Source organism: Geotalea daltonii FRC-32, assembly GCF_000022265.1.
Taxonomy (GTDB): domain Bacteria; phylum Desulfobacterota; class Desulfuromonadia; order Geobacterales; family Geobacteraceae; genus Geotalea; species Geotalea daltonii.
Genome location: NC_011979.1, coordinates 4,291,446 through 4,304,501, shown reverse-complemented (window position 1 = coordinate 4,304,501; position 13,056 = coordinate 4,291,446). Strand labels below are relative to the sequence as shown.

Sequence of the window (13,056 nt, the reverse complement as noted above, 5' to 3'; positions counted from 1 at the left end):
ATAATTCATTGACAAATCACGGGTATTATGTTTAATTTTACAGCTTATTTTTAAACAACATTACCAATCACCACATGTAAATATAAGGAGCTTTTAGAGATGAAAAGAACATTTCAGCCAAGTAATGTTTCCAGGAAAAGAACCCACGGATTTCTTGTCAGAATGTCGACCAAGAACGGCAGACTCGTTATTAAGCGACGCCGGGCTAAAGGGCGCAAAAACCTAGCGGTATCAATTGCATCCAAATAATACCCAAAATTCATTCACAAAAGACGAAAGGCTGTTGAAGCGATCCCAGTTCCTGCATGTTTCAGATGCAGGGAAGAAGATCCATACAGCTCATTTTATCATTTTGGGTTTAGTCTCAGCTGATTGGACAAAAATCGGGATTACTGTCAGTCGTAAAGTAGGAAATGCCGTCTGCAGGAACCGTATCAGGCGGCTGGTTCGTGAGTTTTACAGACTTAATAAACAACATTTTGCTGTTGCTTATTACAATATCATTGCCAAGAGAGGTGCAGAGCAGCTGAATTATCAGCAGGTTTGCAGGGAATTGGCTAATGCTCTGGAACGCCTGTATATAAAGCCATGCTGAGACAAACAGCTATTCTCATCATTCGTTTTTATCAAAAGTTTATCTCCCCTTACAAGGGAGCCTCCTGCCGGTTTTATCCTTCCTGTTCAGATTATTCATTACAATCCTTTGAGAAGCACGGATTACTGGCCGCCCTGTGGTATTCCGTGCTGCGTATTCTGAAGTGTCACCCCTTTCATCCGGGTGGCTATGATCCTGTTAAATAACTTTCTGGTTATTGGAGTAATTATGGAAAAAAGAGTTGTTATTGCCGTTATTTTATCCATAGTGGTTTTGTATGCTTTTTCGTATATGTTTCCACCCCCGGTAGCCAATCAGAAAGAAAAGGCCGGGCCGGTTGCAGCTGTGCAGAGCCAGCCTTCTTCTGCGAAACTTTCTGCCATCGATAGTGTGCCTGCAGCAGCAACTCCACAGGCAGGTCTTGCTGCTCGTAACATTGTGGTGGATACCGATTTGTTTATTGCCGTCTTCTCCACCAAAGGGGGCGGTCTTCAAAGCTTTCAACTGAAGCATTATAAAGACAAAGCGGGAGCAGTCGGTCGGGATATCGTCCTTAAGAACGAGTCTGATGGTGACAAGCTGTCCCTCTTGAGTGAAGGAAAAAGCTTTGGGCTGGAACCGAGCCTGGTATTCCAATCCTCAGCCAAGGACACTAAATTGGCGGGAACCGAAAAATCTTCCATCGAGTTCACGGTTACCTCTCAGACTGGTGTCATACTGAAAAAGGTCTACTCCTTTTCCGGTAATGGTTATGGCATCAATCTTCATCAGGAATTGATCAACACCGGTTCGTCACGGGTTGAAGGAGCCATTTCGCTGATAAACTACAATCGTCTGGTTGCAGAGACTGGCGATGGTAGATATGAAGTATACGGTCCTGTCACAATGGCTGGAGATAAAGTAATAACCGATAAGGTCTCCGATATCGCGAAAGGGCCGAAGCAGTTCGACAATAATGTTTCGTGGTCTGCCTTTGCCGACAAATATTTCATGGACGCCGTCATTGCCGTCAAAAACAGCATAGCTTCTGCGCGTGTAGCTAAGATAAGCGACAATTATGTCCAGACTAACGTCACGTCTTCACCACTTTCCCTCAATCCGGGGCAAAGTGCATCAATGGATTACCGCCTTTTTTATGGTCCAAAGGATCTGGATATCCTTAAAGCCCAAGGAAGCAGACTGGAAGAGGCCATCGATTTCGGCTGGTTTTCTGCTTTAGCCAAGCCGCTTCTTCGTTCAATCAAGTTCTTTTATTCCTATACCCATAACTATGGCCTGGCCATCATCATCATTACCATCATCCTCAAGGTGCTTTTCTTTCCCCTCACCCACAAGAGCTATAAGTCGATGAAGGAGATGCAAAAGCTGCAGCCGAAAATGGTCGAGCTCAAGGAAAAGTTCAAGAATGATCGTGATGCTATGAACCGCGCCGTGATGGATCTTTACAAGACCCACAAGGTTAATCCGATGGGGGGATGTCTGCCGATGCTTGTGCAGATCCCTGTCTTTTTCGCCCTTTACAAGGCCTTGATGTTTTCCATTGAACTACGCCATGCACCATTTGTGCTGTGGATCACCGATCTTTCTGCCAAGGACCCCTATTATGTAACTCCCATCATCATGGGTGTGACCATGTTCATTCAACAAAAAATGACTCCTACCAACATGGATCCCATTCAGGCAAAGATGATGCTGGCCTTGCCGGTCGTCTTCACCTTCATGTTCCTCAATTTTCCTGCCGGTCTGGTATTGTACTGGCTCATCAACAATATTCTGACCATTGCCCAGCAGGCGTACATCAATAAGTCTTTGCCTGCCTGAGCAGGCGTTGAATATCGGGTGAAAAGAGATGTATCTGCGTGACACAATAGCAGCGATCAGTACTCCCATTGGGGAGGGTGGTATAAGCATTATAAGAATAAGCGGTCCGGATTGCCTTTCAATTGCCGATCGCATCTTCCGCAGGAGTCGTGACGGTGGCCTAAAAAGCCACCGTTTCTATTATGGGGTTATATTCGATCCCGATTCTGCCGCTATTCTGGATGAGGCCATGGTTGTCCTTATGCGGGGACCCAACTCATTCACCCGCGAAGACGTTCTTGAACTCCACTGTCATGGCGGCTATCTGGTCGTTCGACGCATTTTGGCCCTTGTGCTGCGGCAGGGAGCGCGCCTTGCCGATCCAGGAGAGTTCACCAAACGTGCTTTCCTAAATGGACGTATCGACCTGGTTCAGGCTGAAGCCATTATGGATATCATACACAGCAAATCGGAGATGTCCCTTAACCTGGCCCAGCATCAGCGTGAAGGCCTTCTTTCCCGACAATTGTTCCAATTGAAGGAATATCTCCTTTCTTCCCTGGCTTTTCTTGAAGCCTTTATTGATTTTCCCGAAGAAGATATTGATGTTTCTGCCAAAGAACATATTGGGCAGAATATCGATTCCTCACTTCTAATGTTGGATGAATTACTGTCAGGGTTTTCAGAAGGAAGGATTATCCGTGAAGGGGTCTCGGTTGTTATCGCCGGCAAGCCCAATGTGGGGAAATCAAGTCTCCTCAATGCACTTTTGCAAGAAAAGCGGGCAATTGTCACTGCCATTCCCGGCACCACCCGTGATCTTATCGAAGAGCAAATGACCATTAACGGGCTTCCGGTTAAATTGTTGGATACCGCCGGCATACGTGAATCAGACGACCATGTGGAAAAGGAAGGGGTTAAGCTGTCACTGGAAAAACTTTCCTCAGCTGATCTGGTCCTATTTGTTGTCGATGCATCATCTTCCTTTAGTGCTGAAGACCAGTCGATACTTGAGAGGCTTTCGGGATTCAGCTTCATGGTCGTTAAAAATAAGTCTGACATTGATGGCTCTTATGTTCTTCCCTTTGAACCAGAATTGCCTGTCCTGTCCCTTTCCACCCATACCGGTCACGGACTGGTCGATTTGCAGCAGGCCATTTTCGATTTCTTTATCCATCTTCCTGATCATGACAGTCGCGAATTTGTTGCCATATCCCAAGTGCGGCATCGTGATGCCTTGACTGGTTGTCGTAATGCACTTGCCAACTTTAAGGATAACCTGGATCGTGAAGTCAATCTTGACCTCTTGGCCATTGATCTTCGTGATGCTCTTGATTCGTTGGGGGCTGTGACCGGTGAAACTACAGCCGATGATGTGTTAGACAGGATATTTCAACAATTCTGTATCGGCAAATGATATGTTTCACGTGAAACATATGCCGTCAAGGCTTGCTGGTAAAGGCGTAACTGTTGAAAAGGTGTTAAGTTTTATAATCGGCAATATATTTGGGGTGGGACGTTGATAGTATATGATAAAGAATATGACGTGATTGTGGTGGGTGGGGGGCATGCCGGTTGCGAGGCGGCTCTGGCGGCAGCCAGAATGGGTTGTGAAACTTTATTGTTAACGATAAATCTGGATGCCATAGCCCTGATGTCTTGCAATCCGGCTATTGGTGGATTGGCTAAGGGGCACCTGGTCAAGGAAATTGATGCCCTGGGAGGCGAGATGGCGAAAAACATCGACGCCACCGGCATCCAGTTCCGCATCCTCAATACAAAAAAAGGACCGGCGGTCCGTGCTTCAAGGGCCCAGGCTGATAAGCAGCAATATCGTCTCAGGATGAAACGGGTTCTGGAGGAGCAGGAAAATCTTCACCTCAAGCAGGCAGAGGTAACTGCCCTGGTTATGGATGGAGAGACGGTCGTTGGTGTAGACACCAAAGCCGGGGTGCGGCATATGGCCAAAACAGTGATTCTTACCACTGGCACCTTCATGCGGGGCCTGATCCATATCGGCCTTGTTCATTACAGCGGGGGTAGGGCGGGCGATCTTCCGTCAGTGGGCTTGTCCGACAATCTCAGGGAGCTCGGCTTCGATGTTGGGAGGCTGAAAACGGGAACACCGGCCAGGCTGGACAGTCGCACCATCGATTTTGGCAGGCTTGAGGCCCAATATGGCGATGATCAGCCCATTCCCTTTTCCTTTTCAACTGAGCGGATATTAAATAAGCAGGTGCCTTGCCATATAGCCTATACTAACGAACGGAGCCATGACATCATCCGCTCTGGCCTGGACCGTTCCCCCCTATACTCGGGGATCATCGAAGGGGTAGGACCACGATACTGTCCGTCCATAGAGGACAAAGTGGTCCGCTTTCCGGAAAAGGACCGCCATCAAACCTTCATCGAACCGGAAGGGCTGGATACGGTGGAGGTCTACCCCAGCGGGCTTTCCACATCACTGCCGATCGATGTCCAGTGGAAGTTTTACCGATCGATAGCAGGTTTGGAAAGGGTAGAAATAATGCGTCCTGCCTACGCCATCGAGTATGATTACGTTGACCCGATTCAGCTCCATGCCTCCCTGGAGACAAAGCCGGCCAGGAACCTCTATCATGCAGGGCAGATAAACGGTACCTCAGGCTATGAGGAGGCTGCGGCCCAAGGGTTGCTGGCAGGTATCAATGCCGCTTTGCGGGTGCAGGGAAGGGAGCCGCTTATCCTTGGCAGGAATGACGCTTACATCGGCGTGATGATCGATGACCTTGTGACCATGGGAAGCAAGGAACCATACCGCATGTTTACTTCCCGCGCCGAATACAGGCTCCTGTTGCGGGAGGACAACGCAGATCTGAGATTGCGGGAGCGGGGCTACGAAATCGGTCTGGTCAGGGATGAAGAATACGGGATATTTCTCAGGAAAAAAGAAATGATTAAAGAGGAGTTGCAGCGACTGCGCCAGGAAAAACTGATCCCTTCCCAGGTTGATGACGATTTTCTTGAGGATTTTGACCTGAAAGGGATGCAGAATGCTCTTACCTATGAGCAGCTTCTCAGACGTCCGGACGTGACCAGCAGCGATCTGTCGAGGATTGACGAGAAGATCATGGAGACGCCGGCTGATGTGCGGGAGCAGGTGGAGATACAGATAAAATATCAGGGCTACATCGACAGGCAGCTTGAGCAGGTGGGTAGGGCAAAAAAACTGGAACACACAAAGATTCCACAGGATATGCAGTATATGGGGTTGTCGGGATTGTCGGCAGAGGTTCAGGAGAAGCTGCATAAATTCAAGCCCGATACCCTTGGCCAGGCGTCACGTATCCCAGGGGTAACTCCGGCAGCCATAACCATACTTTCCATTGCCTTGAAATCGCGGTGCGGGCAGTGAATACGGCAACGAGAGAAATGCTGGAATGCGGGGCGGCGGATTTCGGATTGCAATTGTCTTTCGATCAGGTGGAAAAATTAGCTCTGTACGCGAAAGAACTTAAGAAATGGAACCGGAAAATTAATCTAACTGCTATAAAGTCTGACGAAGATATTGTCATAAAGCATTTTGTCGATTCACTGGTCTTGGCCAAGTTTGTTAAGGCTGATGCCATGCTGGTGGATATTGGTTCCGGTGCTGGTTTTCCCTGCATCCCGCTGAAAATAATAATGCCGGCACTTAGGGTTACTTCAGTTGACGCAGTGGAGAAAAAAATAATCTTTCAGCGCAACGTGGCAAGACTCATTGGATTGGCAGGTTTCGAAGCCGTCCATGGCAGAGCTGAACAGCTGCAACCGGACAACAAAGCCGATGCAGTTGTCTCTCGCGCCTTTTCCGATATCCTTACCTTTGCCGGTATGGCCAAGGGACTTATGAAGCCTGAAGGAATGATCATTGCCATGAAGGGAAAAGAAGGACGCGAGGAAGCGGAACATGCGAAAGGAAAGTTGGAGCAGATGGGTCTGACAGTCAGCGCGGTGGAGGAATTCCGTCTACCATCCATTGGCGATGCCCGCAGCTTAGTTTTTATCAGGAGCAAAACAGGATAAATGGCAGCCAGGATGGCGATTTCTTTCAAAATCGTCATCCTGGCTATTTTGTCTTCTGGAACAGCCTAAGCCCTGGACCAGGGGGAGAAATGCCCTTACAGGGCGTTTTTGCAAGCTTTGAATTTTAACAGGAAAATCGGATACTTGGCAGAGGATGCTGAAGAAAGGTAGGTTGCACATCAGCTGTCCGCTGTTATAAGTATAATAAGCATTCCAGTTGCAGTATCTCAGGAGGAAATCGATGAAGCAATTTTGGATTTTCCTGATTATACTCATAATATCGGTCAGTGGCTGTACCAGGTATAAGACTCAATATGCGGCATTCAGACCACCTGAGGCTTATGCCAATTTCCAGCAAATGGATGGGATAATGGTCGGCGGAGAAGCATATGCGGATAGCGATGCCGCAGAGGATGCCTTTGGCTTCGATGTGAAGGGAACCGGCCTTCTTCCTGTGCAGTTGGTGCTGGACAACAAGAGCGGCAAAAGTGCGGAAATAGTGGCTGATCAGACGTTTCTGGTTGATGGGAAAAATGGCTACTGGAGGATAATTCCGACCAATGTGGCCATCTCCCGTCTGGAAAGCTCCACTCAACTTGCCTCATATTTCGGTAAAGGGGCAGGTAAAGGGGCGGTACTGGGTGCTGCTGCAGGAACTGTCCTTGGTGCCGCTTTGGGCATTGTCAGCGGCAGGAGTGTGGGTGAGGCCGCTTTGCGAACCGGAGCCCTCGGGACAGCAGGAGGAGCGGTTATCGGCGGGGCCGGTGAAGGAAGTTCTCCGGAAAGGGGGCGTCGCATCATGGATGATATCCGTGCCAAGAGCCTTGAGGGAAAGGTAATTCCTGAAGAGTATCTGGCCAACGGCTTCATCTTCTTTCCGGGAGAGGCTGAGACAGCCAAAGAATTACGTCTGCGCTTGCGCCAGCCGGAAAGTGGTATTGAAAGGACAGTTGTTCTCTCCTTCAGCGGACAGCAAGGCAAAAAATAACTGGATGTAAAACTGAGTTCAGAGAAAAAGATAAACAAACATGAAGTGGATGATCACGGCCAGAGTAATTGCCATGACTTTACTGCCGGGCAAGAAGCGCGAGATTCCGTTGGAATTGGTATTCTCCAGGGCTTTGCCGGCTGTGGGGGGCGAGTTTATTTCCGTGCCGGAAACGCAGTTGTCGCATCTTAATGATTTCCGGACGGTTGTGAACGACAAGCAGCAGCTGCGGCTATTTTTCAAAGATTGTCTGGCTCCGGCGGCGCCTTTTCTGCTCTTTCGGTTGAAACGGCAGGGGTTTTCCCTGTGCCGGGCACAGGCAACAAGAGAAGGCATCTATTTGAGTGCCGAGAGATAAGATCAGCCGGCAATCCTCGCTATTTCAAATCCTATCTGCTCCAGAGGCAGAACCTCGTCGGCAACACCCCCATCGATACAGGCTTTGGGCATCCCATAGATGGTTGAGGTCGCTTCATCCTGCACCAGTGTAACCCCCCCCCTGGTTTTTAAAAACTGCATCCCCTTGAACCCGTCGCTACCCATGCCGGTGAGCACCACACCGAGCATCGAGCCGTTGCTGGCCTCGGCAAGGCTGTGCATCATCTGATCCACAGAGGGAATATAAAGGTATTGGGGGAAAAGGGTGGTAGGATCGGTCTTTACAGTCAGGCCGGCTCCTTGCCTGATTATTGATGTATGCCGTCCTCCGGGAGCAATGAGAACGAGTCCCGGCCGCAGAATATCGCCATCCTTGGCTTCATGTATTTCCAGTGAACATTTGGCATTCAGACGTTCGGCGTAGGGGCCGGTAAACGCCTTGGGCATGTGGATTGCCACCATAATGCCAAAAGGAAAGTTTGCCGGTATGCGGGAAAGCACTTCCTGGAGGGCAACTGGACCACCAGTTGAGGCGCCGATGCCGACGCAGTTCACTCGTTTAGAAAATCTGGATTTGGTAATGGCGGCAGGGGAGGGGACAATGCTGCGTTTGACACTGGTGCCGAATTGAACGAGTGAGCTGCCGGCTTGTTTGACCTTGTTCAGCAGTTCCTCGCGGAAGACCTTCTGGGCTTCAGAGGAGTCGCTGATATTTTTTGGTATATAGTCGATTGCACCTGCTTCCAGCGCTTCAAAGGTGGCTTTTGCTCCTTCACAGGTAAGGGTTGAAACCATCAGGACCCGAGTGGGAGCCTTGGCCATGATCTGCTTGAGGGCAGCAATCCCGTCCATGCGCGGCATTTCCACATCCATCGTAATGATATCCGGACGCAGTTCGATAGCTTTTTCAATGCCTTCGATTCCATCGGCGGCAATGCCGACTATTTCTATCTGTGGGTCTTTGGCCAGAATGCCGCGGATCGCCATTCTCATGAAGCAAGAATCATCGACGACCAGAACTTTCAATCTGCCCTGATGCATTGGGGTCATGGTTACTCCGCAACAACTCCCTGAAAAATTGATTGAACCAGTTCCTGAATTTCCGGTACCCGGTCATCCAGCTCATAACAGAATCTTTCCACATCGAAATCGGCAAGATGTGGAGCGTAATTTTTCAGTATTGACCAGGATTTTTCATCGGCCAAGTTAAAGGTTACCCAAGACTTGCCGCCATAATCCAGTTGACGCACGGAACAAAAAAGATCTGCCAGGTTGACAATGGAAACGAGTGTCGGGTCAATGGTTGCATCTTCAGGCGCATGGTGGAGGGCTATGACCTCACAATACTCTGGGGGAAAATTCCATTTTCTGGCGATGCAGAGTCCGATTTCACTGTGGCTGGTACCGAAATATTCCTTTTCAGCCTCAAACATTCTGTGTGATTTGCCCTTGATGGACTCCAGCAGTTTCTCGAAGTCAGTACGCTTATAGTAGCTTAAAAATACTTCGCCGATGTCGTGGACAATACCGACGAGATAGGCCTTCTCGGTATCTGGGTAGCGGAACCGCTGGGCAATGATCTTGGCAACGATGCCCACACCGAAAGAATGCTCCCAGAAGGTTCGGATATCGAAAGCACCGTCTTTGCCCTGAAAGACATCGATAAATGAGCAGGTAAATGCCAGCTCCCGGATGTGACGGAAACCCAGGTAGATCAAGGCGCGTTTCACGGATCTGATTTCGTGGGCCGGCTTGTAGAAAGGTGAGTTGACGATCTTTATCACCCGTGCAGCAAGCACCTGATCGGTAAGGATCATGTCTGCAACTTCGTCCAGTTCGACCTCCGGCTTGTCGAGCAGATCAATGACTTTGGTGGCGACATGGGGGATGGTGGGCAGCTCGGAGATGGCATCCACCATGTTTTGTGCTTTAACCATCAGGCCGTTGTCAAACATAGTAAGGTCCTTATTTGTTATAGGCGAATCCGCCGGGAAAATGGATTGTTTTAAATTTTTCGCTTACTCCATGCAGCGATTCCGACTGACCGACAAAAAAATAGCCGTAGGGTTGCAGGTTGTTGTAAAAGTGCTGCACCACCTTAGACTTTGAAGCCAGGTCAAAATATATGAGCACGTTTGCGCAGAAAATAAAGTCAAAACTTTTCATGAATAACATTTTATTCTCATCGTAAAGGTTAAGAAGGGAGAAATTGACCATTTTCTTGACTTCCGGGGCGAGTATGAAACGATCAGCCGACTCCATGCTGAAATATTTACGGCGATAATAGTCAGGGGCGTTGCGAACAGAATACGAGCCATAAATGCCTTCCTTGGCTTGAGCGATGACGGTCTCGTTAATATCCGTGCCGACAATCTCGATAATCCAGTCCTTGAGTAACGAGGTCCGCTTTTCAAGCAGGATCATGGCAAGGGTATAGGCCTCTTCGCCCGAGGAAGATCCGGCACTCCAGATTCTCAATTTGCGGAATCCCATCTTTGATTTGGTTTCGACGATTTCGGGTATGAATTTGTTTTCCATGGCCGCAAGTTGTGGGCCATTTCGGAAAAAACAGGTTTCATTGGTGGTGATCTCATCCAGAAGATGACGCAATTCTGAACTGCCGGTAACACTGCTTCTTATGTACTGGTAGTACTCGGCATGGCTTTTGACCTTCGTTGCTTCCATGCGGCGGCCGATACGGCTCTCAAGAAAGTATTTCTTGCTGGTATGGAAATATATGCCGCATAGATTATAGATGTAATCCCTGAGGATCTCGAAGTCCTTATCGGAGATCTTTGCATTGGGAGCTTTAAGTTCGGGGAAAAACGTGGGTTCCATAAAATGCCTGCTCGAAATGCGTTTGAGTTATTAATTGTCACCGTGTTGAACGAATGCCAGAGGATCCACGATAAGAGCCACACTGCCGTCGCCGAGAATGGTAGAGCCGGCAATGGCCGGAAGGTTTGCCAGGAAGCTGCCGAGGGATTTTATCGCCACTTCCTGTTGGCCCATAAGCCTGCTGACCACCAGTCCTACTCTTTTTTCGGCAACTCCCACGACAACCACATAACAGGTGTCTCTGCTCAGGGATTCCCCCTGGCAACCAAAGAGCCGGTGCAGACGAACCAGTGGCAACACCGAGTCCCGCAATTTAAGAACTTCCTGGCCCCCAACCTGGTGAAAGACGCTCTGTTGAACCTTGATAGTCTCGATAACCGCAGAAAGGGGTATGGAATATATCTCACTTTCCACTTGCACCAGGAGGGACTGAATTATGGCAAGGGTAAGGGGCAGCCGGAGAATGAATTCCGATCCCTGTCCCACTTCGTTTTTAATTTCAATGATGCCGTTCAATTTTCTGATGTTGGTGCGCACAACATCCATGCCTACCCCCCTGCCGGAGAGATCGGTGGTCTGTTCTTTCGTGGAAAATCCAGGAAGAAAGATGAGATCGAGAATTTCCCTGGTGCCCATAGCCGCCAGCTGCTCATCTGTAACAAGGCCTTTTTCAAGGGCCTTCCTTGCAACCTTGTCCGGATTTATACCACGGCCATTGTCCTTGATGCTGATGACGATCTGATTCCCTTCGTGGGTAGCAGAGAGGACTACGGTGCCTTTTGCCGGTTTGCCGGCAGCTGTGCGCTCCTCCGGCGTTTCCAGTCCATGGTCCAAGGCGTTTCTGATCAGATGGATCAACGGGTCGCCGATTTCATCGACCACGGAACGATCAAGCTCGGTTTCCTCGCCAAAGATCAGAAGCTCAACCTCTTTGCCAAGCTCTCTGGCAAGATTGCGAACTATCCTTGGAAATTTCTTGAAAACCTTTTCCACAGGAATCATGCGCATTTTCAGAACCTGCATCTGCAATTCCGAAGTAACGAAATTAAGCCGTTTGGTCAATTTGCCGAACTCGTCGCTGAAGCCGGTTGGATCGAGGCCTTCCTGAAAATCGCTATAGAGCTGCACCATACGGTTGCGTTCCAGCACCAGCTCGCCGACCTGGTTCATCAGATCGTCCAGCCTTTTGACATCAACCCGCACGGTGGCACTATCTGCAAGTTCCTCGGTTTTTGCAGGGACAGGCTTTTGCGAAGGTGGGGTGATGACAGCTGGACTACAGGCTTGTTCAACAGCTACTTGTTCCTTGGCCGACTGGTTGATTGAAGGATCGTCTTCGTCTGTCGCCGAGACAGGTGGCTCATCCCAAGCTGTAGGGGTCGTGTTGCAAGAAGAAGCCACCGGATCCGGCGAAGGGAGTATCGAGCCCGCTGCTGTTTCGGAAAGGTAAGGAAGCAGTTTGGCAATGGTAGTATCGATATCCCTCTCTTGAATTTCCCCCCCCTTGATATCATTGAGGAGCACCTTTACAAGATCGACAGCCTCAAGAATGACATCCATTATCTCCGGATTTACGGAAAGTTCGGTTTTACGCAACCGATTCAGGACGTCTTCGGTTTTATGTGTTACTTTGACCAGCAAGTCAAAACCGAGAAAACTAGATGCCCCTTTAACCGTATGAATGGAGCGGAAAATCCTGTTCAAAAGATCGGTGTCGGAAGGAGATTTTTCAAGGGTGACGAGATCGTCATCGAGCTTTTCCAACAGTTCTGTGCTTTCGGTAAGAAAGCCATCGAGCAATTCCTGGTCTTCGCAATCAATAGGCATTTTCCGCTCCCGATCAATTCATGGCATTGCTGAACAGCATATTATCTTCATGGGTGCACATCTTTTCCAGGTCCAGCAGCACCAACAGACGTTCAGCCTGGTTTACGACCCCAGACATGCAGTCCAGGTCGATAGTGCTGTTGGCGACCGGCGGAGGCGGCTGGATATCGTGGGCAGAGATTCTTATTACCTCTGAAACCTCATCCACGATAAAACCCATCATTTCGCTCCCTGATTCAATGACCATGATACGAGTCCTTTTGTCGATTTCCGCATCGGGGAGGTTGAATTTTTTGCGCAGGGAAATTATGGGAATAACCTTTCCACGCAGGTTAATAACACCATCGACGTATGAAGGGGCGTTGGGCACCCGTGTAATGTTCAGCAGGCGGATGATTTCGCGGACTTTCAAGACATTGACGCCGTATTCTTCATGGTCAAGACAGAAGCTGACAAGCTGGATCAGTTCACCTGTTACAGATTCATTCCTAACCTGCAACGCATTTTCCATCGAGGTCCTCCTGATAATCGGTTAAGAAACGAAAGGAACTGATAAGCTCCTTCCTACCCTAATCGGTAGAAGATG

At 49.1% G+C, this 13,056-nt stretch carries 14 protein-coding genes; 9 read left to right on the top strand and 5 right to left on the bottom strand.

Annotated elements, in window-relative coordinates; translation table 11 throughout:
• Positions 1-99: 99 nt before the first annotated feature.
• From rpmH to GEOB_RS19100, 9 genes are all read left to right on the top strand, one after another.
• Positions 100-249, top strand: coding sequence for a 50S ribosomal protein L34 (rpmH, locus tag GEOB_RS19920; RefSeq protein WP_083767187.1), 150 nt, complete (start codon positions 100-102; stop codon positions 247-249).
• Positions 236-595, top strand: coding sequence for a ribonuclease P protein component (gene rnpA / locus GEOB_RS19130; RefSeq protein WP_012648901.1), 360 nt, complete (start codon positions 236-238; stop codon positions 593-595). Before rpmH ends, rnpA begins: the two co-directional genes overlap by 14 nt.
• Positions 592-801: a membrane protein insertion efficiency factor YidD gene (gene yidD / locus GEOB_RS19915; protein WP_268741667.1), complete on the top strand. Its 210-nt coding sequence runs from the start codon at positions 592-594 to the stop codon at positions 799-801. Before rnpA ends, yidD begins: the two co-directional genes overlap by 4 nt.
• A 22-nt stretch (positions 802-823) precedes the next feature.
• Positions 824-2,416: a membrane protein insertase YidC gene (yidC, locus tag GEOB_RS19125; protein WP_012648900.1), complete on the top strand. Its 1,593-nt coding sequence runs from the start codon at positions 824-826 to the stop codon at positions 2,414-2,416.
• Between the two features lie 28 nt (positions 2,417-2,444).
• On the top strand, positions 2,445-3,812 hold the full coding sequence (mnmE, locus tag GEOB_RS19120; protein WP_012648899.1) for a tRNA uridine-5-carboxymethylaminomethyl(34) synthesis GTPase MnmE: 1,368 nt from the start codon (positions 2,445-2,447) through the stop codon (positions 3,810-3,812).
• A 102-nt stretch (positions 3,813-3,914) separates the two neighbouring features.
• Entirely contained in the window at positions 3,915-5,789 is a 1,875-nt protein-coding gene (gene mnmG / locus GEOB_RS19115) for a tRNA uridine-5-carboxymethylaminomethyl(34) synthesis enzyme MnmG (RefSeq protein WP_012648898.1), read from the top strand.
• Complete coding sequence (rsmG, locus tag GEOB_RS19110; protein ID WP_083767185.1) at positions 5,786-6,439, top strand: 16S rRNA (guanine(527)-N(7))-methyltransferase RsmG; 654 nt, start codon at positions 5,786-5,788, stop codon at positions 6,437-6,439. Before mnmG ends, rsmG begins: the two co-directional genes overlap by 4 nt.
• 241 nt (positions 6,440-6,680) lie before the next feature.
• Positions 6,681-7,427, top strand: coding sequence for a hypothetical protein (locus GEOB_RS19105; protein ID WP_012648896.1), 747 nt, complete (start codon positions 6,681-6,683; stop codon positions 7,425-7,427).
• A 40-nt stretch (positions 7,428-7,467) separates the two neighbouring features.
• Positions 7,468-7,785 carry a hypothetical protein gene (locus tag GEOB_RS19100; RefSeq protein WP_012648895.1) on the top strand — a complete coding sequence of 106 codons (318 nt, stop codon included), beginning with the start codon at positions 7,468-7,470 and terminating at the stop codon, positions 7,783-7,785.
• A 2-nt stretch (positions 7,786-7,787) separates the two neighbouring features.
• Here the strand turns inward: GEOB_RS19100 and GEOB_RS19095 are convergent, their stop codons facing one another.
• The 5 genes from GEOB_RS19095 to GEOB_RS19075 are packed head-to-tail and all read right to left on the bottom strand — an operon-like array spanning position 7,788 to position 12,981.
• The gene (locus GEOB_RS19095; protein ID WP_012648894.1) at positions 7,788-8,855 is read right to left on the bottom strand and encodes a protein-glutamate methylesterase/protein-glutamine glutaminase; all 1,068 of its coding nucleotides are present in this window, start codon (positions 8,853-8,855) and stop codon (positions 7,788-7,790) included.
• A 2-nt stretch (positions 8,856-8,857) separates the two neighbouring features.
• The gene (locus tag GEOB_RS19090) at positions 8,858-9,760 is read right to left on the bottom strand and encodes an HDOD domain-containing protein (protein ID WP_012648893.1); all 903 of its coding nucleotides are present in this window, start codon (positions 9,758-9,760) and stop codon (positions 8,858-8,860) included.
• 10 nt (positions 9,761-9,770) lie between these two features.
• Positions 9,771-10,643, bottom strand: coding sequence for a CheR family methyltransferase (locus GEOB_RS19085; RefSeq protein WP_012648892.1), 873 nt, complete (start codon positions 10,641-10,643; stop codon positions 9,771-9,773).
• Between the two features lie 30 nt (positions 10,644-10,673).
• Positions 10,674-12,470 carry a chemotaxis protein CheA gene (locus GEOB_RS19080; protein WP_012648891.1) on the bottom strand — a complete coding sequence of 599 codons (1,797 nt, stop codon included), beginning with the start codon at positions 12,468-12,470 and terminating at the stop codon, positions 10,674-10,676.
• A 13-nt stretch (positions 12,471-12,483) separates the two neighbouring features.
• Positions 12,484-12,981 (bottom strand): chemotaxis protein CheW, encoded by a 498-nt coding sequence (locus tag GEOB_RS19075; RefSeq protein WP_012648890.1) that lies wholly within the window; start codon positions 12,979-12,981, stop codon positions 12,484-12,486.
• Between the last annotated feature and the right edge of the window lie 75 nt (positions 12,982-13,056).

What these genes read in the sequence shown, in the direction of transcription:
- rpmH (WP_083767187.1), top strand. Translation starts at nt 100, where the DNA reads ATGAAAAGAACATTTCAGCCAAGTAATGTTTCCAGGAAAAGAACCCAC.
- yidC (WP_012648900.1), top strand. Translation starts at nt 824, where the DNA reads ATGGAAAAAAGAGTTGTTATTGCCGTTATTTTATCCATAGTGGTTTTG.
- mnmE (WP_012648899.1), top strand. Translation starts at nt 2,445, where the DNA reads ATGTATCTGCGTGACACAATAGCAGCGATCAGTACTCCCATTGGGGAG.
- GEOB_RS19105 (WP_012648896.1), top strand. Translation starts at nt 6,681, where the DNA reads ATGAAGCAATTTTGGATTTTCCTGATTATACTCATAATATCGGTCAGT.
- GEOB_RS19100 (WP_012648895.1), top strand. Translation starts at nt 7,468, where the DNA reads ATGAAGTGGATGATCACGGCCAGAGTAATTGCCATGACTTTACTGCCG.
- GEOB_RS19095 (WP_012648894.1), bottom strand. Translation starts at nt 8,855, where the DNA reads ATGACCCCAATGCATCAGGGCAGATTGAAAGTTCTGGTCGTCGATGAT.
- GEOB_RS19090 (WP_012648893.1), bottom strand. Translation starts at nt 9,760, where the DNA reads ATGTTTGACAACGGCCTGATGGTTAAAGCACAAAACATGGTGGATGCC.
- GEOB_RS19085 (WP_012648892.1), bottom strand. Translation starts at nt 10,643, where the DNA reads ATGGAACCCACGTTTTTCCCCGAACTTAAAGCTCCCAATGCAAAGATC.
- GEOB_RS19080 (WP_012648891.1), bottom strand. Translation starts at nt 12,470, where the DNA reads ATGCCTATTGATTGCGAAGACCAGGAATTGCTCGATGGCTTTCTTACC.
- GEOB_RS19075 (WP_012648890.1), bottom strand. Translation starts at nt 12,981, where the DNA reads ATGGAAAATGCGTTGCAGGTTAGGAATGAATCTGTAACAGGTGAACTG.